Origin of the sequence: Providencia sp. R33 (assembly GCF_019343475.1) — a bacterium.
GTDB lineage: Bacteria > Pseudomonadota > Gammaproteobacteria > Enterobacterales > Enterobacteriaceae > Providencia.
Genome location: NZ_CP072453.1, coordinates 2,191,165 through 2,215,798 on the forward strand (window position 1 = coordinate 2,191,165; position 24,634 = coordinate 2,215,798).

The window sequence follows — 24,634 nt, forward strand, 5'->3', positions numbered from 1 at the left end:
TTCATTATGAAAGAGGTGGGTAAACTGCAAGCGTGAAAAAGTATGTTGATAAAGGAGGCAGCAACCTGATGGCTAATCTTAAAAAATTAATCTATTGCATGATAATCAGTGGATTAAGCTTAACATCTGCGCTATCTCACGCGTCTCTACCGCAAGATATCAACAACTATTTTCGCCAAGTACATGGCAAAAATAACCACGTTTCAATTGAGATAAAAACGCCAATTGAAAAATGGCCAAACTGTGATAAACCGCAGATTAGCCCACCAATTGGTGGACGCAATATGGGAAATGTGTCCGTGCCAGTACAGTGTGGAAAGAAAAAACAATTTCTACAACTTACGGTCAATGTCACGGGGCAATATTATGTCTCAACCCGTAATTTAAATCGCGGAGAAACTATTGAATTTGTTGATATTGGCACAAAAAAAGGCCTGCTCCATAAATTACCTGCAGGTGCCAGTACGGACAAAATGGCGCTACGGGGTGCAATCGCACTGCGCACAATTACAGCAGGGCAAACATTTACCAAATCAATGGTAAGACAACCGTGGGCCATCAAAGCGGGTCAAACCGTATTTGTTTTTGCTAATGGCGATAATTTCTCGGTGAAGTATGAGGGACGCGCCATTAATAATGCCACCATTGGGCAAAATATTCGTGTAAGATTACTCAATGGTCAAGTGGTCAATGGGTTAGCACAAGAGAATGGCAGTGTTAATATCGCATTAAAATAAATGCCATCAAGACCGAATATGACGAGTCTGTATTTGATGTTAACTCACTCAAAATAAACCTTTATCGCATCAAGGCGACAAGTGAATGAGTCGCTAGGAGCTTACATAAGTAAGTGACTAGCGCGAATGAGCGTAAGTTAACGCAGAGGCGGCTTGAAATATGACGAATAAAGGCAATATTTTGTAACACTATAAACACTAAAGATCCCACAAAATACGCCGATAACTCTCATATGATAAAAATCGGGAATAGGAAAATACATTATGGCTATTGAGCAAACCCCTGCAATTTCTTCGCTGACTCAGGTAACAACCCGTGATCCTCAAGATGCGGCAGCCCCGATGCGCGATAAAAAAGTTGCTGCCGATGTCACCATTAAAGAAAGTACTTTTGCGCCGAGTGAGCTACAGAAAAAATTATTACAGCCACAAGCCTCTGATATCGATACTGCAAAAGTTGAAAAAATTAAGCAAGCTATCAAAGATGGCACCCTGACCATGGACACGGGGAAAATTGCTGATGGCATTTTACGTGATGCCCATGAATGTATGTTATCAATGAAATAAATAACCGCTATGACTGATGAATTACTGATATTGCTCGAGCAGCAGCTTTCCCATTTACAATCACTGCAAATTGTGATGAAAAATGAAGAAATTTTGTTAGGTTATCACCGTGTGCCTCCGTCCCCTTTTCAAGAAGCGACGGAGCAAAAACGCTTTCTGGTTGCCGCTATCAGCCATGGTGAAACCCATCGCTTACAGCTTGAAGCAAAAGGCGAAATGACCGCCCCCTATGAAGACGATGCAGCCTTGGCAGGTTTATGGGCAGCGATTAAAGTGTTAACCACTGACCTAAAAGAGCTGAATTATCGTAATCATCAAATGCTGCAATTACATATTGAGCTCAATAACCAGCGCCTTAATTTCGTTAAAAAACACAATAATCAATCAACCTATGGCGCTGATGGCTTAGAATCAAAACGCCCTGTTTTAGGTAAGAAGATTTCGATTTAGCTTACAGAGCAGTTTATTTAGATAGTATTAATTAAATAATAAACATTCTCTCATCTATCATTGTGAGAAGCCTTAATGCCGCGCCATTAGGCTTAATCTCTCCTCTTTCCCACTTAGATACACTCTCTTTTGTCATATTTAAGATCAGCGCAAGGGAAGATTGTGAGATATTATTTTGCTCACGAATGCGCTTAATATCTTCCCCGGTCATTGGTTTAGGGTGGGCAAATTTAGCTTTGAGTTCTTTGGCTTTTATTCGAGCTTCAATACGCCGTGCTGCACTATCATCGGTAACACCAACCGCTTCCATGTCTTCTGCAAATTGCAGTAATTCATTCATTTTATTATTCATAATTAACCTCCATTAACAGGTTAGCTTTTAGCATTTTCATTATTTTTTCATCATCTAATTGCAAAAGTACCTTCGCGATATCTTTATAAGATTCGAGAGTATCGTCCTCAATTTCTTTGGTTCCTTTTGCATTTAAACGAGATTTCAGCCAAGCGTCAGCAAAAAATAAGTGCCGCCCCTGCCTATAAAAAATAAGCGTTCTGACGCCTCCGCTTTTACCTTTTCCTTGTAGTGGCAAACGCTTTTTAATAACGCCGCCGCCAAGATGGGCTTCATATTGGCCTGCAAACACATCCATTGCCGCATTAATCAATTCAAAATCACTAATATTTATCTTTTTGATACTATTATTAAACATCTTCGTTTTATAGATAGCCATCCATAGCCCCCATAATTTTAACTGTAGTAAAAATTACCATAGTTTGAATAAAAGTAAATCCGAATTCAGGTTAAACTCCCCGTATGAGGTATACAAAAAAAGGAGCGGCTTGATAAGAATCGACCCGCTCCTTTTATCTCAATATCTTCGCAATTAACCTTGACGAATAAAGCCCCTTATCAACTACCACTAATCATTGATGTCATCCTAATTTTACGGTGATCTGTCATTTCTAAATTCGACATCACCACCAGTTGTGGCAGGCTGCGACGTAAGAAGCGCGACAGAATTAACCTCAACGCATGGTTCACGAGCAAGACATTTGGTGCCCCCATCGCCTCTTGGTGAGAAACCGCTTGCTCCGCTTGCGTTTGGATAAACTGTGCAAGGTTTGGCTCTAATCCACCGCCATTTTTCGCGGCTTGCAGAAGAATTTGCTCCAATCCGGCATCTAGCCCAATCACTTGAATTTCTTCCGCATTACCAAACCATTGCTGAGTAATTGCACGACCTAACGCAATGCGAACTTGTGAGGTGAGGTAATCAGTGTCTTTTTGCTCACCATTTTCCCCAGCCATTTCCGCTAACGTTTCAATGATGGTGCGCATATCGCGGATCACCACATCTTCCATTAATAAATTTTGTAAAACACGGTGCAAAATCGTTAATGAAATCGTATCTGGGATAAGGTCATCCGCCAGTTTTGGCATCTCTTTTTTCACGCGGTCATATAGCATTTGTGCTTCTTGGCGACCAAATAACGTGCTCGAGTTTTGCAATAAAATTTGGTTAAAGTGCGTCGCTACCGCCGTACTTGCTGAAACCACGGTATACCCTTGGATTTGCGCTTCTTCACGTAAATCATCATCAATCCAAACTGCGGGCAAACCAAAGGCTGGCTCTCGGGTTGCATCACCTTGTAACGTCCCCGCTGCATTACCCGGGTCAATGGCTAAACTACGTCCAGGTTGTGCTTCACCACGCCCAACTTCTGCGCCTTTAATTAAAATACGGTACTCACAAGGGGAAAGTGCTAAGTTGTCACAAATATGGACAACTGGCGGTAAATACCCCACCTCTTGAGCGAATTTTTTACGTAAACCACGTAAGCGACCAAGTAATTCACCTTGTTGGTCGTTATCCACAAGTGGGATCAATCGATAACCCACTTCCATCGCCAATAAGTCTTCTAATTGGACATCGTCCCACGTGGCTTCCACCACTTTATTGGCTTCTTGGAAATGTAAAGCTTGGCTATTATCCCCCTTCGCACTTTCCGGTTGTTGGGATTTACGCACTAAATACCATCCCAGCCCCGCCAGTGCTGCAGTGAATAACAAGAAAACAAAGTTTGGCATGCCCGGAATTAGGCCAATTAAACCAAGTACAGCCGCACTGAGCCACAAAACACGTGGGTTATTGAACAGCTGGCTCACCATCTGTTCGCCCACGTCTTCATCTGTTGCAACGCGAGTTACGATAACCCCTGCTGCGGTAGAAATAATTAATGCAGGAATTTGCGCGACTAGGCCATCACCAATGGTCAGCAAGGTATAGGCGCTGGTCGCATCCCCCAGCGACATATTGTGCTGCCCCACACCGACGATTAACCCGCCCACCACGTTGATCACCATAATCATGATCCCCGCGATAGCATCCCCGCGCACGAATTTACTCGCACCATCCATTGAGCCATAAAAATCCGCTTCTTGAGTCACTTCTGCACGGCGTTTTTTGGCTTCATCATCGTTAATGATCCCCGCGTTAAGGTCCGCATCGATAGCCATTTGCTTACCGGGCATACCATCCAACACAAAGCGAGCGCCCACTTCAGCGATACGCCCCGCCCCTTTAGTGATAACCATAAAGTTAATCAAGACAAGGATGATAAAGACGACAATTCCGATAGCGAAGTTACCGCCCACCAAAAAGTGGCCAAAGGCTTCAACCACCCGCCCTGCGGCGTCAGGCCCAGTGTGCCCATCTAACAAAATAATTCGTGTCGATGCGATATTCAATGATAAACGCAATAGTGTGGCGAATAGCAAGATAGTTGGAAATGCAGCGAAATCAAGTGTCCGCTTGGTGAACATCGCCACCAATAACACCATGATGGAAAGGGCAATATTAAAGGTAAACAGTAAATCCAATAAAAATGCCGGTAATGGCAATACCATCATCGACAAAATCAATAAGATAAGAACCGGACCCGCGAGTATTTGCCACTGCGTTCCTTGTAAGTTTTTCGGCAATTTTAAAAGTGCAGCCAAATTAGCCATCGCGATTGTTATCTCCAGCAAAGTCCAGCGTCGGTGGCACTGGTAAATTTTTCGGTTTCTTCGGTCTGAGCCCACCTTCACGACGCCAACGGCGCAGTTGGTAAACCCATGCTAAAACTTCTGCAACCGCCGCATATAGCGCAACAGGGATGCTTTGCCCTATCTCTGCGTGGCGGTATAACGCCCTTGCAAGCGGCGGTGCTTCTAACTGTAATATTCGGTGTTCCTCACCAATTTCCTTAATGCGCTGCGCAATGACACCCGCGCCTTTCGCCAACACTTTTGGCGCACCCATGCGCTTATCATCATATTTCAGCGCCACGGCGTAGTGCGTCGGGTTGGTGACTATCACATCCGCAAGTGGCACATCCGACATCATGCGATTCCGCGCTATCGCCCGCTGTTGTTGGCGAATTTTAGCTTTAATGTGCGGGTCACCCTCTTGCTGCTTAAACTCATCTTTAATTTCTTGGCGGCTCATGCGCAATTTCTTCAAATGAGAGCGAAATTGGTAAAACACATCAAATGCCACCATTGGGATCAGCAAAAACACAATTAAATACCCCGCAAAAATCACTTTTTGCAGGGCATTACTGAGCGCGGTAACAGGCGACTCCATCACTAAATGCAGTAAGGAAGGCCAGCTTTGCCATAAAAAAATATATGCACCTAACCCAACAAACAGCGACTTCAAAATTGCTTTAAACAATTCCGATAACGCATTCATTGAAAAAATACGTTTTAGCCCCTTTATTGGGTTGAGCTTTTTTAAATCGAACTTAATCAATTTACTGTTAAACACTAACCCGCCCACTAACGATGAAGCGGAAATCCCCACCAGTGCCAAACCGCCAATAACAGGCAGTAATGCAAATAACGCTTCGCTAACCACGCGACCTAAATAGCTGATCATTAAGCCTGTATTTTGCAAATAATGACCATCAAAAATAAAACCTTGGCGAGCAATTTGGCGAAGTTGTGTCGCAAGGTGCCCGCCACTTAACCAAAGCAAGCTAATACCCGCCAACATCATCATTAGTGAGCTAAGTTCCTTTGAACGAACGATTTGCCCATCATCTTTGGCTTTTTGCTTTTTATGGGGGGTGGGCTCTTCTGTTTTTTCTACATCACTCTCGTCGGACACCGTGGTTCCAAAATTTAGCGAAAATACGAGTTATCGCTATAGCATGACAGAGTGTAAAAAAATCAATGGTGGAAAATAGACGCAGTTCGAGGGGGTTATTTGCCTATTGCACAAGAAGACAGCAACTTTGCGAAGCGCTTGGCAAATAAAAAACGGGTGACCCTATTTTTCTCGCACAGAGAAAAAGTGGTGATAAAATATCCATATTCACACGAAACTGTGATAGCTTACACGGGTGAATACACGTGTATAAGGAATTTATCATGAGCAACCTTGCAACACATAGGATTAAAAAAACAGTGAGTGTAACCGTGACACCCGAGCTATATGAGCAAGCCAAACAAGCGAAATTAAATTTATCGGCCATCTTATGTAAAGCATTAGCCGAAGAATTAAAAAAAGTGGAAGCCATCAAGTGGAAAGAAAAAAACATTGCGGGTTTCAATGAACTTAATAGGATCAGCGAAGAGCACGGACTGCTCTTTGACAAATACAAGGAATTTTAATGCAATACCATCTCTATCAAAATAGAGGCGATGCCATTCGTGCTCCCTACCTAGTTGATATTCAAAGTGATATTATTGATATTCTGAATACTCGATTGGTCATCCCTTTATATGATAGCGATTTATTACACCAGCCAGTACCTGATAAACTCACCCCATGCCTTTCGATTCTTGGTCATGACTATATTTTAATGACTCACTTAATGTCTGCTGTGCCGAAATCTCTATTGGGTAAAGAAATCAAAAATTTAAGTGATGAAAGAGAACGTATCAAAAAAGCCATTGACCTACTCATTGATGGGTTCTAATTAATAAGGTTCTTATGGATACTTGCCACCTTGTCGCCCCCGGTATCACACTTGAAGATGCACCAAAAGAAGCTGCTCGCATGCTCAATTGGTTACAAACACAAGGGATCATCGACCCTAACTTTCAAGCGATTGAATATGATGAGGTGATTTATCGGCCAATGCCTGCTTATAAAGAACCTGTTTTGTACGTTATTAATGACAAAATTGTTCCCACCCAACTCCCTGAAGATCAACTCAAAAACAGTTTGTCCATTGTCACTGAACGCACTGTTTTTCATGCGGGCGGCAATGGAATTGGCATTTACTGCCCACAATGTGGTGCAGAGCAAACTGAACACAGCCATGCGTGGAGTGACGTAATTTCCGATTGGTATGAAGATAAACCCGAAAGCTTAGCCTGCTTTCAATGTGATTTTCACTCACCACTGTCTGGTTGGCAATTTAACCCTCAATGGGCCTTTGGTAACTTAGGTTTTCGCTTTCATAATTGGGATATCCACGATGATTTTATTGCCCAATTTGAACACGTACTCGGCCATAAAATTATTGCCGTCTACCAACATGATTAGCTAAATATTATTTAGCTGCTGGGTTTAACGTAATTTGCATACCTACAGCTTGGGCATATTTGAGCAACGTACCGAGTTTGGGGTCAAACTGCCCTTTTTCTAAACGGGAAATATTTTGCTTTTGCGTTTGCATTTTTTCGGCAATTTCAACTTGTGTATAGTTATTCGCAAGGCGAGCCATACGCAACTGGCTAATTAATGCTTTACGCAGTTCTAATTCAAGGCAAGCTGTTTCGTGGTCAAGTTCTTCTCGCCTTTCCCTTTTTTCATCGTTTATCAAATTAGAAATCAAATCATTATTTCTCATGTGAATACACCCTGTCACCATAAGCGAGTTAATTGAAATAGATAACCTGAAGCTACGTCAATCGTCATCAATTCGCGTAGCCCCATGAAAAATGGTCAAATTATTACAAAAACCTAAAAGCCAAGCTCATCAAGCAGGTCATCAACTTGTGATTGAGATGCCATCACATTGACGCCTTCTTTATTGATTTGTGGGCCATTGAGTAAACCTTCGTTTTGCGTTTTCGCACGCATTTCAGGTGGCGTATTTTCCATTAATAATGCGAGCAGTTGTTTCTCAGCTTCTTCAACCACTTCCATCATTTTTTTGATGACTTGCCCAGTTAAATCCTGAAAATCTTGCGCCATCATGATTTCCAACAGTTCCGCTTTGGTGGTTTCACTGTCTTGGATAACTTGCCCTAAAAAGGCTTCTGTCGACTCACGTAATTGTGCAGGAACCGCACCACCCGCTGTTTCTTGCCATTGTTGTTGCAGTGCCTGCGCATTTTTATTCATATCCACTTGCAGTGGCTTGATGACATCAATGCCGTTTAAGGTTTTTTCTGCTGCTTGCGCCGTCATTTGCGCAATATAACGCAACCTATCTTTCCCATCTGGAATGCTAGCTACAGCCTGTTGAACACTCTTTTCGAGGCCCAACTCGCGCATACTTTCACGCAGGGTTCTCATCAGCGTACCAATGCGCGTAATGACTTGTTTTAAATCATCATTACCACTTCGAATACCTTCCATACCTACTTGCTCAGTCATGAAAATCTCCTTTGGTACGCACTGTTATTGCAGACCCATTTTTTCAAATACTTTATTCAGTTTTTCTTCTAAGATGGCAGCGGTGAACGGTTTAACCACGTAACCACTTGCCCCTGCTTGCGCAGCAGCAATAATGTTTTCTTTTTTCGCTTCCGCCGTCACCATCAAAACAGGGATATGCTTCAGTGCATCATCGCCACGAATGGTTTTAAGCAGCTCTAAACCATCCATATTTGGCATATTCCAGTCTGCAACCACAAAATCGATGTTGCCTGCACGAATTTTTTCTAACGCATCAACGCCATCTTCTGCTTCTTCTATTTTGCTAAACCCGAGCTCTTTTAATAAGTTACGGACGATGCGACGCATGGTAGAAAAATCATCAACAACCAGAAAACTAAGATCTTTAGCGGCCATAACCACTCCTTCAAATACAATTGTGAATTTCTGCCGCTGTTACACAGTGACAGAAGAAAGTCTTGCTAAAACACTTGGGGCAATTTTTCGAATATCTTGCACTTCGTCCACTGCATCCATTTCAATTGCAGCTCGCGGCATACCAAACACTACACAGCTACTTTCGTTCTGCGCGTAGGTAATTGCTCCTTGTTTACGTAAGTTCAATAATCCTTTGGCGCCATCCATCCCCATACCAGTCAATAACACACCAATACATTTGCGCCCGACACATTGAGCAACTGAATCAAATAGCACATCTACCGATGGGCGATGGCGATTAACAGGTTCGCTTTGTTGCAAAATCACTTGGAAGCCTTTGCCTTTATCTGCAATCAACATATGCGAATCACCAGGGGCAATGTAGGCATGGCCTTTTTGCAATAACTCATTGTTTTCAGCTTCTTTTACCGTCAACACACACAGTTTGTTGAGCCTGTCTGCAAATGAGCGTGTAAACCCCGCTGGCATGTGCTGTGTGATCACCACTGGCGGGCATTCACGCGGTAACATTTCTAAAAATTGGCGAATCGCTTCTGTTCCGCCAGTGGATGCACCAACGGCAATCACACGGCTGTTACACACGTACGGGGACAACGCTTTAGCTTGCGAAACTGGCTCAGTCACTTTTTTTTCTGACTTCACAAAGCGACTGCGTTGAGTAATTTTTGACATTGCTGCCGCACGGATTTTTTCACCGATAATATCGCGGTAGCTCATCATGGTTTCGCGGATACCAATTTGCGGTTTGGTAACAAAGTCTACTGCGCCAAGCTCCAACGCTTTAAGCGTAACCTCAGAACCTTTTGAGGTCAGAGTCGACACCATCACCACTGGCATTGGGTGCAAACGCATTAATTTTTCTAAAAAATCAATACCATCCATACGCGGCATTTCAACATCTAGCGTGATCACATCGGGTTCGAGCTGCTTAATTAAATCACGCGCAACGTAAGGATCGGGGGCAGTATCCACTACCTCCATATCGTCATGGCTATTAATGATTTCACGCATTAATTGACGCATCAGTGCTGAGTCATCCACACATAGCACTTTTATTTTTTTCATTACCCCCTCCTTCCAGCTTGTACGCTGTAGACGGTTTGTCCTTTGATCACAAAGCTTTGCGTTAATTGTGATAGGTTTTCTGAATGCCCAATAAATAACAATCCATCCGGCTTAAGCAGTGGCGCAAAACGCTCAAGCATTTTTATTTGCATATCTTTATCAAAGTAAATCATTACGTTACGGCAAAAAATTGCATCAAAGCGGTGCTGGAGTTGCCAGTCATGATCACTCAGATTTAAATAACGAAATTCAATCATCTGCCTTAACGCAGGTTTGACTCGTGCATAACCTTCAAATTCACCAACCCCTTTCATAAAGTAACGTTGGCGCTGAAGCGCGCTTAGTGACTTCAGTTCTTCAATGCGGTACACACCTTGTTTTGCTTTTTCAAGCACTTCTGTATCAATATCACTGGCTATCACTTTGGCATTAACGGCATTTGGCCCCAAAACATCACTTAATGTCATCGCGATGGAATACGGCTCTTCACCTGTTGAAGAAGCAGCACACCAAATCGTGATTGGGCTATTTTTACGCGTACGAATAAAATCCGTTAACGTGACAAAATGATGTGGCTCCCGAAAGAATGCGGTTAAGTTTGTGGTTAACGCATTAACAAAAGCTTGCCATTCCGCATTATGCGGCTCGCGCTCAAGCATGCGTAAATAATCAGAAAAATTGTCGAGATTACAGTCACGTAACCGCTTTAACAGCCGGTTATAGACCATATTTTTTTTATTCATGGTTAGGACTATGCCTGATTTTTTATGAATAAATCGACAAACCCGACCAAACTCATCATCAGTCAGTGGTTCTATCTGTGGTACAAAAAGCATCGTACTTGTCGTCCTATTCAATAAAAATCCAGAAGCAGCCACCTAATGCGCTGCCTTTAATGGCAAGAGAAATGCCCCAAACGGTTCATTTCTCCCTGCCGAAAACTCATTGTGAGTTTTCTCAACACTTAATATCGACTACGGTTTGCTGAACTTTCAGGGAGTTCAAAGAATGCGACGGTATCCACTAAGTTATTAGCTTGGTCTTCAAGTGCCGCCGTTGCACTGGTTGATTGCTCAACTAATGCCGCGTTTTGCTGTGTGACTAAGTCCATTTGGCTAACAGCGGTAGCAACTTGCTCAATTCCGCGACTTTGCTCATTCGAAGCAGAGGCAATGTTCCCCATTAATTCCGTTACTTGGTTTACCGCAGCAACCAATTCATTCATGGTGGCACCTGCTTCATTCACCAACTGCGAACCTTGACTTACGCGGCCCACAGACTCATCAATTAACGTTTTAATTTCTTTTGCCGCTTCAGCGCTGCGTTGTGCTAATGCCCTAACTTCCCCTGCTACCACAGAGAATCCACGGCCTTGTTCACCCGCACGCGCCGCTTCAACCGCAGCATTTAGGGCTAAGATATTGGTCTGGAATGCGATGCCATCAATCACGCTAATAATTGCGCTAATTTTTTGCGAACTGTTGGAAATCGATGTCATGGTATCGATAACATCTTCGGTGATTTCACCGCCTTTCGTTGCCGTTTTCGATGCACTAACCGCAAGTTCACTGGCTTGTCGTGCGTTATCCGCATTCTGTTTAACGGTCGCAGTAAGCTCTTCCATACTAGCTGCAGTTTCTTCAAGAGATGCCGCTTGCTGCTCTGTACGGGAAGATAAGTTGTTATTACCTAAAGCAATTTCTCGAATACCGGTATACATTTGGTCGGTATTAGTACGCAATGCCGTGACAGAAGTGACTAACGATTCTTGCATTTGTTTGAGCTTGCCAAACACCTCGCCAATTTCATCACGCGTAGACACTTCGATATGTTCATTCAACTTGCCATCTGCAACTAAAGCAAAATGCTCTCCCATGCTTTTCAATGGGTTAATCACTTTACGTTTCATCCAATAATGGGCAAAAGCGATCACTAAAATAATAATCACGATCACGGAACAGAATGAACTCCACGCAAAGGTGTTGTACATGCGTGCAGCGGCAAGAGACTCATCATTTTCAATATTCAGCAATGCAAGATACTCATCAATCACCTGAGCGAGCTGATCTTGGTTTTCTTGGGCTGGAAGCGCAATATACGCCGCAACATCTTTGTTATCTAAGTGTGCTTTTAATGCTTTGAGTGTCACAACAAAGGCTTGATATTTCGCATCAAGAGCGGCGAGATTTTCTTTTTCACTCAAAATTGGTTGGTTCTTAAAGGTGGTGTAATCTTTCTGTGCTTCTTCTAATAATTTATCGAAAGTCACTTGTGTCTCTTCGATGAGTTGCTCATGCCCACCCACCTTATTTAATAATGCAATTTGCGTTAGACTATTACGCGCTTGCATTAAATGCTTATTGGTTTCCTCAAGCATGGCTCGCTTATCAGAACCCAAATCAATACGTTCTAATGCATTTAATTCACTAACAACAATCCCAACAGAAACCCCGCTCGACACAATCTGCATTCCACAAAATAAAAACAGAAGCAGATATAAACTCACCGAAATTCGGATATTTTTACCAAACATAGATAATCCCCATTTGTGCCAGCTAAGAGAGCTGTTTGCTTAAAACATTGCTTGTTTTCTAATGCACAGAAACGCTGCAAAGCCTGAGCTTTGCAGCGTGAAGCCATGCTTAATGCTTAGAAAGTTTCCCAGTTGTCATCATCTTTATGTTCCTTCGATGATAATTTTTTCAGATCCGGGGTTTTCACGATATTGGATACCGTTCTTGCCGCTGGTTTTGTATTGCGTATTTCACTTTGTTTTAACGGTGGTAAGCGGAAAATTGAGATAAGCTGTGACAATTTAGCCACTTGCTCTTCTAATACATTCGCTGCCACTGCCGACTGTTCAACTAACGAGGCGTTTTGTTGGGTCACTTTATCCATTTCAGCGACGGCAATGCTGACCTGTGAAATGCCTTTGCTTTGCTCATCAGAAGCGGTCGCGATGTGCGTCATGATGTCGGTAACTCGCGTGACCGATTCCACAATTTTCGTCATCGTTTCGCCCGCGTCTTCTGCTTGGCGCGCACCCGTTCCTGTTCTTGAAACCGAGTCCTCAATCAACGTTTTGATTTCTTTGGCGGCATCTGCACTGCGTTGTGCTAGGTTACGCACTTCGTCTGCCACAACAGCAAAGCCACGACCATGTTCACCAGCACGTGCTGCTTCAACAGCCGCATTCAGTGCTAATATATTGGTTTGGAAGGCAATGCTGTCAATCACTGCAGTGATATCAGAGATTTTTTGTGAGCTATCAGCGATGTTCAACATGGTACTCACCACGTTGGAAACCACTTTCCCTCCCTCTTTTGCAATAGCAGAAGCTTGGTTTGCGTACTCACTAGCTTGATGGGCGTAATCTGTATTTTGCTTAACTGTTGCAGTTAATTCGCTCATACTGGCTGAAGTCTCTTCCAAACACGCCACTTGTTGCTCAGTACGTGAAGAAAGGTCATTATTGCCTGCGGCAATTTCAGTGGTGCCTTGATAAATGGTTTCACTGCCATCTAATACGCCACGAACCGTGTTAATCAGCTCTTGTTGCATGTGCTGGACACCATTGGCTAATTCGCCAATTTCATTATTCGAAGCCGCGGTAATAGAAGGCGTTAAATCACCCGATGCGAAGACTTTAATGCGCTCGTTTAATGCACCTAACGGCTCAATAATTCCTTTACGCACATAGCGATAACTGAAGAAACCAATAAAGGCGAGCAGAATCGATAATGTCACCAACATGTATAATGATTGGTGATAATTATTATCTGCATTAACAACTTCCTCCTGAAAATCCGCTGAAATATCAGCGAAATAAGCATTAAATTGCTCTTCAAACTTCATCTGATGCCCCGATGTTCTGTGGGCATAGAAACCTTCTAGGTCGCCTTTTTCAGCGAAGTCACTAAGCTTAATTAATGCATCACGGTAAGTTTCATAGGTGCTAAAAAGCTTTTCAAACTTGGCTTTATCATACTCCGAGCTTTGCATTAACTTGTTATAGCGACCATATGCGTCGTCCGCAGCTTTAAAGTTACGTTTTGCCGCTTTAATCAGGTCTTCCGTTGTCGCATCATCTTGAATTTTGCGACCATCTAAAAGATAGGCGTTGATTGACCGATTTAAATTGGCACGGGCTTGTAAAAGGTTAACCCAGCTTTCTGTTAATACTTGTCTTTGGCGTTGTAGTGAATTTAAATAATTAATACTGTCACTGTTATCGCCGAGTTTGGTGAACATCAACCCACTGGATACCAGTTGCAGTAAAATAAAGATAAAAATGACGGACAAAAGTCCTGATACGATTTTAATTCGACTGTACATGACGTTTTACTAACATTATTTGTTGTATTTTGGATATCGGTCATCCAACCAAAAACTTTAGTTAATGACTTATTATTATTTGAGCAATTTTTTAGGCTGAGAATTACTCAGCCATGCTGTCAATCAGCGCCATCTCATCACTTGTCAGTAGCTTTTCAATGTCCACTAAAATGAGCATGCGGTCATTAAGTGTCCCTAAACCAGTGAGATATTGGGTGGACAGTGTCACTGCAAAATCAGGTGGTGGTGCAATTTGCTCTTCATTGAGCACCAACACATCTGAAACGCCGTCAACGACAATACCAACTACGCGATCTTTTAAATTCACCACAATCACAACAGTGTTATCGTTGTACACCACATTTTCATGGGAGAATTTCACTCGTAAATCGATGATTGGGATAATAACTCCACGCAAATTTGTCACACCCTTAATAAAATCAGGGGTGTTTGCGATACGTGTGACTTGCTCGTAACCTCGAATTTCCTGCACTTTTAAGATTTCAATGCCGTACTCTTCTTCACCTAAGGTAAAAATGAGGTAACCTTCGCCGTTTTTTTCTTCTTCGTGTTTATTTAAATCATCATCTAACATAGACATGGTGTATGGCCTCTATTTAGTGCACGACAGGTTGGGAAACCTGCTGTTTCTTTTTGATCAAAATGCTGTTATTCATTTTTTGCAGCTCAGCCACATCTAAAATCAATGCAACAGAACCATCGCCCATAATCGTTGCGGCAGAAATACCCGGAATTTTGCGGTAGTTGCTTTCGATATTTTTCACCACCACTTGTTGCTGCCCGACAAGTTTGTCCACCAGCAAGGCAAAACGGTGCCCCGCATTTTGAATAATTAACACGATGCTGTTATCCAAATTGCGTTCTGCTTCTTCAATAGAAAAAACGTGGTGAAGTTCGACCAATGGCAAGTATTCTCCACGAACCAACAACATTTTTTCTTCACCCGCTAGGCGATAGATATCTTCTTGGCGAGGTTGTAAGGTGCTGATAATGGCGCTCAAAGGCACAATGAATACATCTTCCGCCACTTTGACTGACATTCCATCAAGGATTGCAAGGGTTAAAGGAAGTAAAATACGAATGATAGTGCCTTTACCTTCGGTGAAACCGATTTGAATGCGGCCACCCATATCTTGAATATTCCTCTTCACCACATCCATCCCCACACCTCGACCCGAGACATCGGTCACGACCTCTGCGGTAGAAAAGCCTGGTGCCATGATCAGCATCGCCACTTCATCATTACTCATGGCGTCATGCACATTCATTCCTTGGGAACGCGCTTTTGCCAAAATACGCTCACGGTTCAGTCCTGCCCCATCATCACGCACTTCAATGCAAATATTGCCGCTTTGATGTGCAGCGGCGAGGGTCAACGTCCCTGCTTCTGGCTTGCCATTTGCCACGCGAACGTCTGGTTTTTCAATGCCATGATCTAAGCTATTACGGACAAGGTGGTTTAGCGGGTCGACAATGCGCTCAATCAGGCTCTTATCAAGTTCTGTTGAGCTACCCTCAACTTTTAACTCAATTTTCTTACCTAATTTCGAGGCAATATCACGCACCATGCGCGGGAAACGACTGAAAACATAATCCATTGGCATCATGCGTATAGACATAACAGACTCTTGCAATGCGCGCGAATTACGCTCTAACTGCACAATGGAGCTCAACAAATCACTGTATTCGTTTTGATCAACATGCTGGCTATGCTGTGTCAGCATGGACTGGATAATCACTAACTCACCCACAAGGTTGATTAATTGGTCGACCTTTTCCACGGCAACACGAATACTACTGGAATCCCCTTTCGGTTTTGTCACGGCAGGCTTTTTCGAAGGGCTTGCTGCTACAGCAGACTTAACCACTTCTTTTGGCACCACAATTTCCGTTTCCTGACTGGGTTCATCTTCACTTTCTTGCTCTGCTTGTGGTGCGAACGATTGGCAATCGGAAAACGAAACAGCTTCCTGTGCAATTTGTGATTCATCCACCACAAAACACAGCACTCCACAAACATCCTCGATGTTGGTATTTGTGCCTAACCATGCTTGCAGGCTATTTGCCGCTTTTTCGGTATGATATAAATGGCCAAACAGCTCGAGCTCATCAGCGAGTAAATCCACTTCAGTATCTTTAAGTCCACTTAATGTGATTTTAAAGTAATGTGAAAATTCCCCTTGAGATCCAACATGTTTTTCTTCGTCAGTTACCGCTTCTGCGGGTTCAACATTTTCAATAGTTGGTGACGTGTCAATCACTTCTTCCACATGGTTCTCAACACGCCCAAGCACTTCACAAATCCGTTTAAATGACTCTTCATCAGGTAACGAATCATTTTTGTATGCATCGAGCTGAGACGCCATCACATCTTTGGTATCCAAAAATACATCGATGATATCAGGCGTGAGTGTTAACTCATCGTGACGTGCCTTATCGAGCAAGTTTTCCAGTGTGTGCGTGGTATTTTGCAACTGTGTGAAACCAAAGGTTGCAGCACCTCCTTTTATTGAGTGCGCACTGCGGAAAATGGCATTTAGCTGCTCGCTATCCGGGTCAAAAGGATCAAGCTCAAGTAAATGTTGTTCCATATCCCTGAGCAACTCGTCGGCTTCATCGAAAAATGTTTGATAAAACTCGGTAATATCCATGGTTTTTATCCAGTTTCGCTTAGGTTTCACTTAACGCTGACTGCCGGAAAATCCGGCAGGCAATAAAAAATCGTAATGTACTTATTCACAAACACAGCCTATTCATCGGCTTTTTTCTGTGTCTTCGCCGTTACCACATTCTCAGGAGTCATCTTCGTTGCCGGCTTTCCCAATACGTCAGAAATCGGTTTTGCTCCGTCGTATTCACGTAATATTTGTTTTGTTTCCTCATCATTGAGAACAATGATGCTGATCCGTCGGTTAATCGGTGCAAGTCCATTGTCTTTATCTAAATGAATTGCTGATGCCATACCAACCACGCGTAAAACTTTGCGCTCATCCATGCCCCCGCGGATCAACTCACGCCGCGAAGCATTTGCTCTGTCTGATGAAAGCTCCCAGTTGCTGTAATTCGCCCCGTTGGCATAAGCTAAGTCATCGGTATGGCCTGAAATGCTGATTCGATTGGGTACGTCATTTAGTAAAGGGGCAATGGCGCGTAAAATATCGCGCATGTAAGGTTCGACTATTGCGGAACCGACTTTAAACATCGGACGATTTTCACTATCCACAATTTGAATGCGTAGGCCGTCATTAATCATGTCGATCAATAAATGCGGCTTTAACTCATTTAGACGCGGGTCTTTCAAAATCGCCTGCTCAAGGGCTTCCTTAAGCTTTTCAAATCGATAATTAACATTACCATCAGTAATATTATTCGGTTCAGGCATTACGTCCCCTTCACGGAAGATGGGATCTTTACCCCCGCCAGGGATAGGGTTAGTCGCATCACCACTTTTCGTGCCTGGGTTTATCGCTGTGCTAAGCGGGGTTCGAAAATATTCTGCGATTTGCGTGAGTTCTTGAGGACTTGAAATTGATATCAGCCACATCACCAAAAAGAATGCCATCATCGCAGTCATAAAATCGGCATAAGCAATTTTCCACGAACCGCCGTGACCACCTTGATGATGAGAGTTACGTTTTTTGACTCGAATTACATGAGGGGTATTGGCTGCCATCCTAGTGTTACTCCTCAGTGGTTTCTTGTGAACGAGCACCCACTTTGACTTCGCGAACTTTGTCTTCTAGTTCAACGAATGATGGCCTATCCGCACTGAATAACACTTTACGGCCAAATTCCACGGCAATTTGTGGCGCATACCCTTGTAATGCAGATAAGAATGTTACTTTGATACATTCCATCATTTTTAATTGTTCACTACTGCGCAGTCGAATCAGTGCCGCCAATGGCAAAATAAAACCATAAGCAACTAAAATACCTAAGAATGTCCCAACCATCGCATGAGCAATTAATGCCCCCAACTCACCCGCAGGTCGGTCAGCTGATCCCAATGCATTCACAACACCTAATACCGCCGCCACAATACCAAAAGCGGGCATCGAATCACCGACCATATTTAAGCCAGAGGCCGGCACTTCATTTTCTTGGCGAAATGTTTCTAATTCTTCATCCATTAAAGCTTCAATTTCATGGCTTTGTAAGTTGCTGCTTACCATCAAACGCAAATAATCCACGATAAACATCATGGTAGAGGGATCTTTAAGAATACGAGGGTACTGAGAGAAAATTTCGCTTTCTTGGGGGTTTTCAATGTCTTTTTCTAATGCAAGTAACCCTTGCTGGCGAGATTTATTGAGTAACTGGAATAACAATGCCATCAAGTCCATTGACATCGTTTTATTATAGGAAGAACGGCGGAAAAGTTTCGGTAATACTTTACATAAGGCGATGATGGATTTGCCACTGTTACCAACGACAAAGGCCCCTAAGCCAGCACCTAATATAATAATAAATTCAGCGGGTTGATATAGCGCGCCTAAATGGCCACCGACCATGAGATAACCGCCAATAACCGCTACTGTAACAATGATATACCCGATGAGTATTAACACAATATTCCCTTTCACTCCGTTGGTTAACAGATGGCAGTCAAAGGGAATATTAGGAGTAACAGGCAAAAATTTGCCTGTTGACCAAATCAATCCAATTACATTACCGCTTTAGTAATGCCATCCTGTCGATATAGCGTAATATCGGCGAGATGCTCGGAAAGTTTACGTTTTTTTATTGCCCGTGATGGCGGCTGGCACAAACTGCAAGTAAAACTATTTTCTGGAATGTGTGCATAGGTAATAAACGAGCCATGGCAGCAACTGCATTTTGAGCTTTGCAACATGCCACTTTCAACAAAACGGACAAGCGTCCAAGCACGAGTCAGAGCTAACAATGGCTCATCGCCTGGTTCAGGGATACATTGTTCAAGATACAATCTATAGGCTTTTAAGATAGCATCAACGCCTTGGCAGTGGCCACTTTGCAGTAAAAACTGATAAGCATTATAAAACATGGATGAATGAATGTTCTGTTCCCATGTCATAAACCAATCTGTTGAGAACGGTAACATACCTTTTGGTGGGGGGCAGCCTCTTAGCTCTTTATATAAACGAACTAAACGACCTCGGCTAATTTGTGTTTCACTTTCTAGCATTTGAAGGCGAGCGCCTAAAGTGATTAATTCCATGGCTAAGCGAATATCATTCGCTTCTTGGACAATACTTTTTTCAGCTGCGGTACTCATCTTTTTCTCGCTATATCTGTGTCGCCTTGACTATGCGTTTGCAATAATCGGGTCGAAAGGAGGATACCTGTATGAATTTGTTGCAATTCATCAACCCTTGAGTCGCGGGTTAGCTTTTCAATCGTATCGCTATTCTCAAATCTAAACTGGCAGATTAGCTGGTTTGTTTCTGCCAATTTGACCAATTGAGGAAGCGTAAGGTCTGCTAAAGTAGTTGCCATTGCATCAGAGATACCCAGACGAAACATCGCAGAGGCTTTCTCTTGGGAGATGAGTTTTTGGGCTAATAGCAAATATGAGAGGTTAATATCGTATATATGCTTCAGAAAATCTGTCGTCGAGCTCATTTTTTTTCCTTTCCGAATATTTATCAACATCTGTGTGCAAAAAGAACAAATATGAATTTGAAAGTTTTGTGTGGCTAAAAATAGTTATTAGTAAAATTAATTAAACTGGATAAATGTATTCCTTTACTTCCCATGTTGTCCTTTGGTAAATACCCAGTTTGGAGTATAAAAACACAAATCTTCAAACTTAAATTAAATACATTTCCTGAATACCTACAAACAATAAAGAATGACTAAAAAGTTAGCACTTTCAGTAAAAGTCAGAATTTGCCGATGTCATTATTAGTCGCCAATTATTATGCACCACTAAATTAACTATTCAAGGTACTTATGTTTCTTTTTGCCTCATTGGGATAATGATCCATTCATTCATTAAATAATCTTTATTATTTCCTTATCTTCTCCCTCCCTAACCTAAATATCCGCAACACTTTAGCTCACCCTATGTCAAATGACAGGACTTTAATCAAAGTACTCACTCTTTTCATGTGATTTGAAAGCAAAAAAAACCAAGCACAACATCAAAATCGAAATATTGATCCAAATCAATATTTGATATTAAGAAACTCAGTCAACTACTATCGATATCTCGTAATATCGGCAATTCCGGAATAAAACTTAATCATTAATTTTCAATAAGTTTAATCAAATAACTCTTCATCATTCAAAATTATTCAATCCTATTTATGGCATTCAAAGTTATTATTTTGTCATACATATAATACTTACAATTATAGTTTTCATTAGAATAATTAAACTATAGTTATAATGTAGTCAAATTATAATATTAATAAAATTAATTAACTTAATAAAATTCAGGAGTAATAGAAGAAATATTTAGTTTAAATATATGTGTTATATATTATTAGTTGTTTTATATTTTCAGTAATTTTATTGTTATTATTTTTTTAATGACGCATTTTTCGCTAATTAATTTTTGTTTTTTTTATTCAGATAACTAAAAATTTATTTTTTTTAATAAAATGATCAACCTACGGTCTAGCGCTGCCCTGTATAGCCTTTAAAAAAATGAAAGTTTCAATTGAGAACATTCTGTTTCTCTTCGCTGTTTTTACTCTCTTTGCAACATTCAAAATAAGAATAAAATTAACGCTTAGCCTTATATTTTAATTTGTATTTTTACTTAATTCTTTTAACCTCTAAATTGGTCGAGTTAAGATTAAAATAAACAAAAGTGATTGTAACGCATGATTACTATATACTTTTATTTTAACAACTCTTGCGATCTGCACATTTCACTTAAGTAATTTTGCTTATAACTAGGTGTTGAAGCGTATAAATGAATTGATTTTATTTAAAATAATTCAGTGAGCTTTTTGCGTGTAAATTCAGCAAAATAATAATCCACTGCCATAGAAAAAAACTTATAAGAATTGGGAGGTTGTTCACATTTGATTTCTTTATTTCTGAATAATTTCCGAATAAAACTATGTTCTCATTGATATATTTATGCCGCTGTGCTCAAAAAACAGGCATTTCACTAAAACAAGTTGTAAAAGCATCATTCACTAGCCTGTAGATAAGTAAATTACACCCTCTCTCACCATGGATTAGCCTGAAACTCTTCAATCTTTACTTTATACTGCCTGTTTGTTGTTCCATTTTAGGAGAGAAGATTATGTTCACTTATTTCGCCAATGTTGATTTTGTCGAAGAAGAAGGCGCCTATGAAATTAATTTTTGTGATTTTCCTGACATTCAAGGTGTTACTTTTTGCAAAGATGATGTTGAATTGGAAGCTGAAGACGTTTTATTGGCGACATTTGCAGAGCTGATAACCTCAAGAAAACCGATTCCAGTCCCCTTAGCAGCACAAAAGAATGAAAATACATTTCCTATTTATTTGCCCATTTTAAGCTGCCTTAAGATTGCACTGCATAATGCCATCTTAGAAACAAAAACTTTACGCGTTGATTTAGCAAGAAAAATGAACATTAATGCACAACAAATAGAACGGTTACTGGATATTCACTATGCTTCAAAAATTGACATGTTAGAACAAGCTTTGTACTTGTTAGGATATGAGGCAACAGTTTCAGTGCATAAAAGAGTTCAGAATTAGATGATAACCAACCTGTGTACTCCATAAAAATGACCAACATCGATATTACTATTGAATAGATATTCAACTCACCGAGTAATTCGTCATCTTAGAGCCATCTGGTGTTACTGACCTTATTGGCAGTAAAGCAAAAGACCTTGGTTAAGGGGTGTAAGTGTGTTCTGGATGATGGTGTTATGTCGTAAATGAATCGTAGCCCAAGGACGGGTTAGAATCCCACCCAGTATTAGCTTAGCGAGAGTGCAAATTGAAGCAGAGTGATCTTTTACTACTCACCACGCATATTTATAGAGAGCTTTCTACTTTTATCATTTTCACCCAGTTGAGTGTAACTTGGTATTATAGTATTTCTTATTTCATTAATTAAAAATAGGCAGAAATCTTTATCGTTATTATCGCCAGTCTCACTTATGCCACCAACGCTCCCGTCTTTATTAATCTCAACCTCTAACCCACAATTTTTATCTTTAAAATATCCAGAGTTATACCTGTCTGATTCTGAGATTTTATTGCCTATACTTGTTAATGATTTTATTTCAAAATCTCTCAGGTTATCAAAAAATGCATCTCCATACGCAACGCCTGCATAGATTTGAACCAAAGCAATTAGCGCGAGTCCCTTTTTCATACATCACCACATTTAAGTTAAGTGCGAAAATACTAGGGTAGAAGTAACGTTTTGGCAATAAAAAACCCCTAATAATTGGTTGTCCAACTATTGGGGGCCACTTCAGTTCGTCATCGCAATTAGGCTTACAAACTTTTAATTTATGTCATGTTTATTTAAGTTTAGACTGGATAAAACCCTAAAGTCACTACGGAGTAGCTCCTGTATACGGGTATGGATCTTTCTGAAATTTTATTGCTAGTTATTAGCATTCCAATAATTTTAGCAATCGCATTCCTTGTGTGGCTTGCAATGATGACGTGGCTTTTAATAGTTGCGTTGTTCATTGAAAAACTTGGTGGGTTGTGTGGGGTTCGAACCCACGACCAAGCGATTAAGAGTCGCCTACTCTGCCAACTGAGCTAACAACCCAATGCAAAATATTTAACGCCTATCAATTGCTACAGTCAATATTATTCTGCTATTTTTATTGTGTAAGTTAATTTTTAGTAGCGAATGTTAAATTAACGATAATGATAGATTGAATAAGCAGCACTTCGATTTCATCAAAGTAAGTTTTACTTACTCTAATTGAGATTTATGTCACAATATTTCACGCAAACATAACCACACAAATAAAAAAATACTGTGGTCAATTATAACAAACTACGATGGACACTTTACAGTATGGAAGAAAATGCAACTTCAAACTCGACTCAGCACACCGCTGATCGTAATCAGCTAAAAAGAAGCCTTAGTAACCGCCACATTCAATTAATTGCAATTGGCGGCGCAATTGGAACTGGTTTATTCATGGGGTCAGGGAAAACCATCTCCCTTGCTGGGCCATCAATCATATTCGTCTACATGATAATTGGCTTTGTGCTATTTTTCGTCATGCGCGCAATGGGTGAGCTCTTACTCTCTAACCTTGACTATAAGTCCTTTAGCGATTTTTCTGCCGACCTTATCGGGCCATGGGCAGGTTTTTTCGTTGGCTGGACCTACTGGTTTTGTTGGGTGATCACTGGCATAGCTGACATTATTGCAATAACTTCGTATGTAAGCTTTTGGGTACCAGACTTCCCTGAATGGGTCACTTCATTTATTTGTGTAATTACCTTACTCACGCTCAACTTAGTGTCCGTTAAACTATTTGGTGAGCTTGAATTTTGGTTCGCGATGATAAAAATTGTTGCCATTATTGCCTTAATCGCTGTTGGCGGCACACTTATCGCGATGAATTTCCAATCACCAACAGGCCATACTGCATCTTTAAGCAACATTTGGAATGATGGTGGAATGTTCCCTATGGGAATAAGTGGTTTCTTTGCTGGCTTCCAAATCGCGATATTTGCCTTTGTTGGGATTGAATTAGTCGGTACTGCTGCCGCTGAAACGCGAGATCCTGAGAAATCACTACCAAAAGCCATCAATGCAATACCTATTCGTATCATTGCTTTTTATGTTTTATCACTCATTGTGATTATGGCCGTAACACCTTGGCGTACCATTTTGGCCGATAAAAGCCCATTCGTTGAAATGTTTGTGCTGATCAGCCTACCTGCCGCAGCCAGTATCGTTAACTTTGTGGTCCTGACCTCAGCGGCTTCTTCTGCAAATAGCGGTGTATTTTCCACCAGCCGGATGTTATTTGGCTTGTCTAAAGAAGGTGATGCACCGAAAAAATTTAGCCAGTTATCGAAAAAAGCGGTGCCTGCAACGGGGTTAATTTTCACCTGTATCTGCCTTAGCTTTGGTATTGTGCTTATCTATTTTATTCCCGATATCATGCATGCGTTCACCTTAGTGACCACGGTATCCGCTATTTTGTTCATGTTTATTTGGAGCATGATTTTATACAGTTACCTTAACTTCCGCCGTAAACGTCCAGAAATGCACAAAGCCTCCCATTATAAGATGCCCGCAGGGATTATTATGTCTTGGGTAAGTTTGGCATTCTTCGCATTTATGGTTGTCTTACTTGCATTCCAACACGATACACGGCAAGCGCTCATCGCAACGCCAATTTGGTTTGTCGTCCTATTTATTGGCTACCAAATTGTGAAGCGCCGTAAAACAAATTAATCCTGTTAAGCGCTTTACCCAT

General features: G+C 41.4%; 26 protein-coding genes and 1 tRNA gene. 8 read left to right on the forward strand and 19 right to left on the reverse strand.

Translation table 11 applies throughout. From position 1 onward, the window contains the following. The first annotated feature begins 98 nt into the window (after positions 1-98). From flgA to J6836_RS10435, 3 genes are all read left to right on the forward strand, one after another. Positions 99-737, forward strand: a complete 639-nt coding sequence (gene flgA / locus J6836_RS10425) for a flagellar basal body P-ring formation chaperone FlgA (protein WP_374445398.1) — start codon at positions 99-101, stop codon at positions 735-737. A gap of 264 nt (positions 738-1,001) precedes the next feature. After that, a complete protein-coding gene (gene flgM / locus J6836_RS10430; protein ID WP_219249085.1) occupies positions 1,002-1,304 on the forward strand; it encodes a flagellar biosynthesis anti-sigma factor FlgM in 303 nt (100 codons plus the stop codon). Positions 1,305-1,313: 9 nt separating this feature from the next. Then, entirely contained in the window at positions 1,314-1,754 is a 441-nt protein-coding gene (locus J6836_RS10435; protein ID WP_219249087.1) for a flagella synthesis protein FlgN, read from the forward strand. A 31-nt stretch (positions 1,755-1,785) separates the two neighbouring features. On the opposite strand, the gene J6836_RS10440 is transcribed toward J6836_RS10435, so the two are convergent. The 4 genes from J6836_RS10440 to flhB form a co-directional block, all read right to left on the reverse strand. Further along, positions 1,786-2,106, reverse strand: a complete 321-nt coding sequence (locus J6836_RS10440; RefSeq protein WP_219249089.1) for a helix-turn-helix domain-containing protein — start codon at positions 2,104-2,106, stop codon at positions 1,786-1,788. Beyond that, positions 2,099-2,485 (reverse strand): type II toxin-antitoxin system RelE/ParE family toxin, encoded by a 387-nt coding sequence (locus tag J6836_RS10445; protein WP_219249091.1) that lies wholly within the window; start codon positions 2,483-2,485, stop codon positions 2,099-2,101. Before J6836_RS10445 ends, J6836_RS10440 begins: the two co-directional genes overlap by 8 nt. Before the next feature lie 179 nt (positions 2,486-2,664). After that, entirely contained in the window at positions 2,665-4,764 is a 2,100-nt protein-coding gene (flhA, locus tag J6836_RS10450; RefSeq protein WP_219249092.1) for a flagellar biosynthesis protein FlhA, read from the reverse strand. Further along, a complete protein-coding gene (gene flhB, locus J6836_RS10455; protein ID WP_219249093.1) occupies positions 4,757-5,908 on the reverse strand; it encodes a flagellar biosynthesis protein FlhB in 1,152 nt (383 codons plus the stop codon). The genes flhA and flhB overlap by 8 nt, the downstream gene beginning before the upstream one ends. A gap of 263 nt (positions 5,909-6,171) precedes the next feature. Here flhB and J6836_RS10460 point away from each other — a divergent pair, with 263 nt between their 5' ends. Genes J6836_RS10460 through J6836_RS10470 form a run of 3 tightly spaced genes read left to right on the forward strand, consistent with a single transcriptional unit; the run spans position 6,172 to position 7,294 of the window. Continuing rightward, positions 6,172-6,414, forward strand: a complete 243-nt coding sequence (locus J6836_RS10460; protein WP_219249094.1) for a type II toxin-antitoxin system CcdA family antitoxin — start codon at positions 6,172-6,174, stop codon at positions 6,412-6,414. Next, entirely contained in the window at positions 6,414-6,722 is a 309-nt protein-coding gene (locus J6836_RS10465; protein ID WP_219249095.1) for a CcdB family protein, read from the forward strand. Before J6836_RS10460 ends, J6836_RS10465 begins: the two co-directional genes overlap by 1 nt. Before the next feature lie 14 nt (positions 6,723-6,736). Then, positions 6,737-7,294, forward strand: coding sequence for a hypothetical protein (locus J6836_RS10470; RefSeq protein WP_219249096.1), 558 nt, complete (start codon positions 6,737-6,739; stop codon positions 7,292-7,294). 7 nt (positions 7,295-7,301) lie between these two features. On the opposite strand, the gene J6836_RS10475 is transcribed toward J6836_RS10470, so the two are convergent. The 13 genes from J6836_RS10475 to flhD all read right to left on the reverse strand — a co-directional run bounded on the left by J6836_RS10475 (position 7,302) and on the right by flhD (position 19,834). After that, the gene (locus J6836_RS10475; RefSeq protein ID WP_219249097.1) at positions 7,302-7,601 is read right to left on the reverse strand and encodes a helix-turn-helix transcriptional regulator; all 300 of its coding nucleotides are present in this window, start codon (positions 7,599-7,601) and stop codon (positions 7,302-7,304) included. A gap of 113 nt (positions 7,602-7,714) precedes the next feature. Next, a complete protein-coding gene (locus tag J6836_RS10480) occupies positions 7,715-8,353 on the reverse strand; it encodes a protein phosphatase CheZ (RefSeq protein ID WP_219249099.1) in 639 nt (212 codons plus the stop codon). A gap of 24 nt (positions 8,354-8,377) precedes the next feature. Further along, a complete protein-coding gene (gene cheY / locus J6836_RS10485) occupies positions 8,378-8,770 on the reverse strand; it encodes a chemotaxis response regulator CheY (protein ID WP_206083837.1) in 393 nt (130 codons plus the stop codon). A 39-nt stretch (positions 8,771-8,809) separates the two neighbouring features. After that, the gene (locus J6836_RS10490) at positions 8,810-9,877 is read right to left on the reverse strand and encodes a protein-glutamate methylesterase/protein-glutamine glutaminase (RefSeq protein WP_219249101.1); all 1,068 of its coding nucleotides are present in this window, start codon (positions 9,875-9,877) and stop codon (positions 8,810-8,812) included. Then, positions 9,877-10,713, reverse strand: a complete 837-nt coding sequence (locus J6836_RS10495; protein ID WP_219249102.1) for a CheR family methyltransferase — start codon at positions 10,711-10,713, stop codon at positions 9,877-9,879. Before J6836_RS10495 ends, J6836_RS10490 begins: the two co-directional genes overlap by 1 nt. A gap of 128 nt (positions 10,714-10,841) precedes the next feature. Further along, entirely contained in the window at positions 10,842-12,410 is a 1,569-nt protein-coding gene (locus J6836_RS10500) for a methyl-accepting chemotaxis protein (RefSeq protein WP_219249103.1), read from the reverse strand. Positions 12,411-12,526: 116 nt separating this feature from the next. Further along, positions 12,527-14,212 carry a methyl-accepting chemotaxis protein gene (locus tag J6836_RS10505; protein ID WP_219249104.1) on the reverse strand — a complete coding sequence of 562 codons (1,686 nt, stop codon included), beginning with the start codon at positions 14,210-14,212 and terminating at the stop codon, positions 12,527-12,529. A gap of 103 nt (positions 14,213-14,315) precedes the next feature. Beyond that, entirely contained in the window at positions 14,316-14,813 is a 498-nt protein-coding gene (gene cheW, locus J6836_RS10510; RefSeq protein ID WP_004909833.1) for a chemotaxis protein CheW, read from the reverse strand. Between the two features lie 16 nt (positions 14,814-14,829). After that, positions 14,830-16,884: a chemotaxis protein CheA gene (gene cheA, locus J6836_RS10515; RefSeq protein ID WP_219249105.1), complete on the reverse strand. Its 2,055-nt coding sequence runs from the start codon at positions 16,882-16,884 to the stop codon at positions 14,830-14,832. A gap of 98 nt (positions 16,885-16,982) precedes the next feature. Then, entirely contained in the window at positions 16,983-17,906 is a 924-nt protein-coding gene (motB, locus tag J6836_RS10520; protein ID WP_255586384.1) for a flagellar motor protein MotB, read from the reverse strand. Positions 17,907-17,913: 7 nt separating this feature from the next. After that, positions 17,914-18,801 (reverse strand): flagellar motor stator protein MotA, encoded by an 888-nt coding sequence (gene motA / locus J6836_RS10525; RefSeq protein ID WP_219249106.1) that lies wholly within the window; start codon positions 18,799-18,801, stop codon positions 17,914-17,916. 95 nt (positions 18,802-18,896) lie between these two features. After that, positions 18,897-19,487, reverse strand: a complete 591-nt coding sequence (flhC, locus tag J6836_RS10530) for a flagellar transcriptional regulator FlhC (RefSeq protein WP_219249107.1) — start codon at positions 19,485-19,487, stop codon at positions 18,897-18,899. Continuing rightward, a complete protein-coding gene (gene flhD, locus J6836_RS10535) occupies positions 19,484-19,834 on the reverse strand; it encodes a flagellar transcriptional regulator FlhD (protein WP_219249108.1) in 351 nt (116 codons plus the stop codon). Before flhD ends, flhC begins: the two co-directional genes overlap by 4 nt. A gap of 1,639 nt (positions 19,835-21,473) precedes the next feature. On the opposite strand from flhD, the gene J6836_RS10540 reads away from it, so the two are divergent. After that, positions 21,474-21,917, forward strand: a complete 444-nt coding sequence (locus tag J6836_RS10540) for a hypothetical protein (protein ID WP_219249110.1) — start codon at positions 21,474-21,476, stop codon at positions 21,915-21,917. Positions 21,918-22,185: 268 nt separating this feature from the next. Here the strand turns inward: J6836_RS10540 and J6836_RS10545 are convergent, their stop codons facing one another. After that, entirely contained in the window at positions 22,186-22,545 is a 360-nt protein-coding gene (locus tag J6836_RS10545; protein WP_219249112.1) for a hypothetical protein, read from the reverse strand. Positions 22,546-22,880: 335 nt separating this feature from the next. Continuing rightward, positions 22,881-22,956 (reverse strand) — tRNA-Lys (locus J6836_RS10550). A 255-nt stretch (positions 22,957-23,211) separates the two neighbouring features. Here J6836_RS10550 and cycA point away from each other — a divergent pair. After that, positions 23,212-24,612 carry a D-serine/D-alanine/glycine transporter gene (gene cycA / locus J6836_RS10555; protein WP_219249113.1) on the forward strand — a complete coding sequence of 467 codons (1,401 nt, stop codon included), beginning with the start codon at positions 23,212-23,214 and terminating at the stop codon, positions 24,610-24,612. Positions 24,613-24,634: the final 22 nt, after the last annotated feature.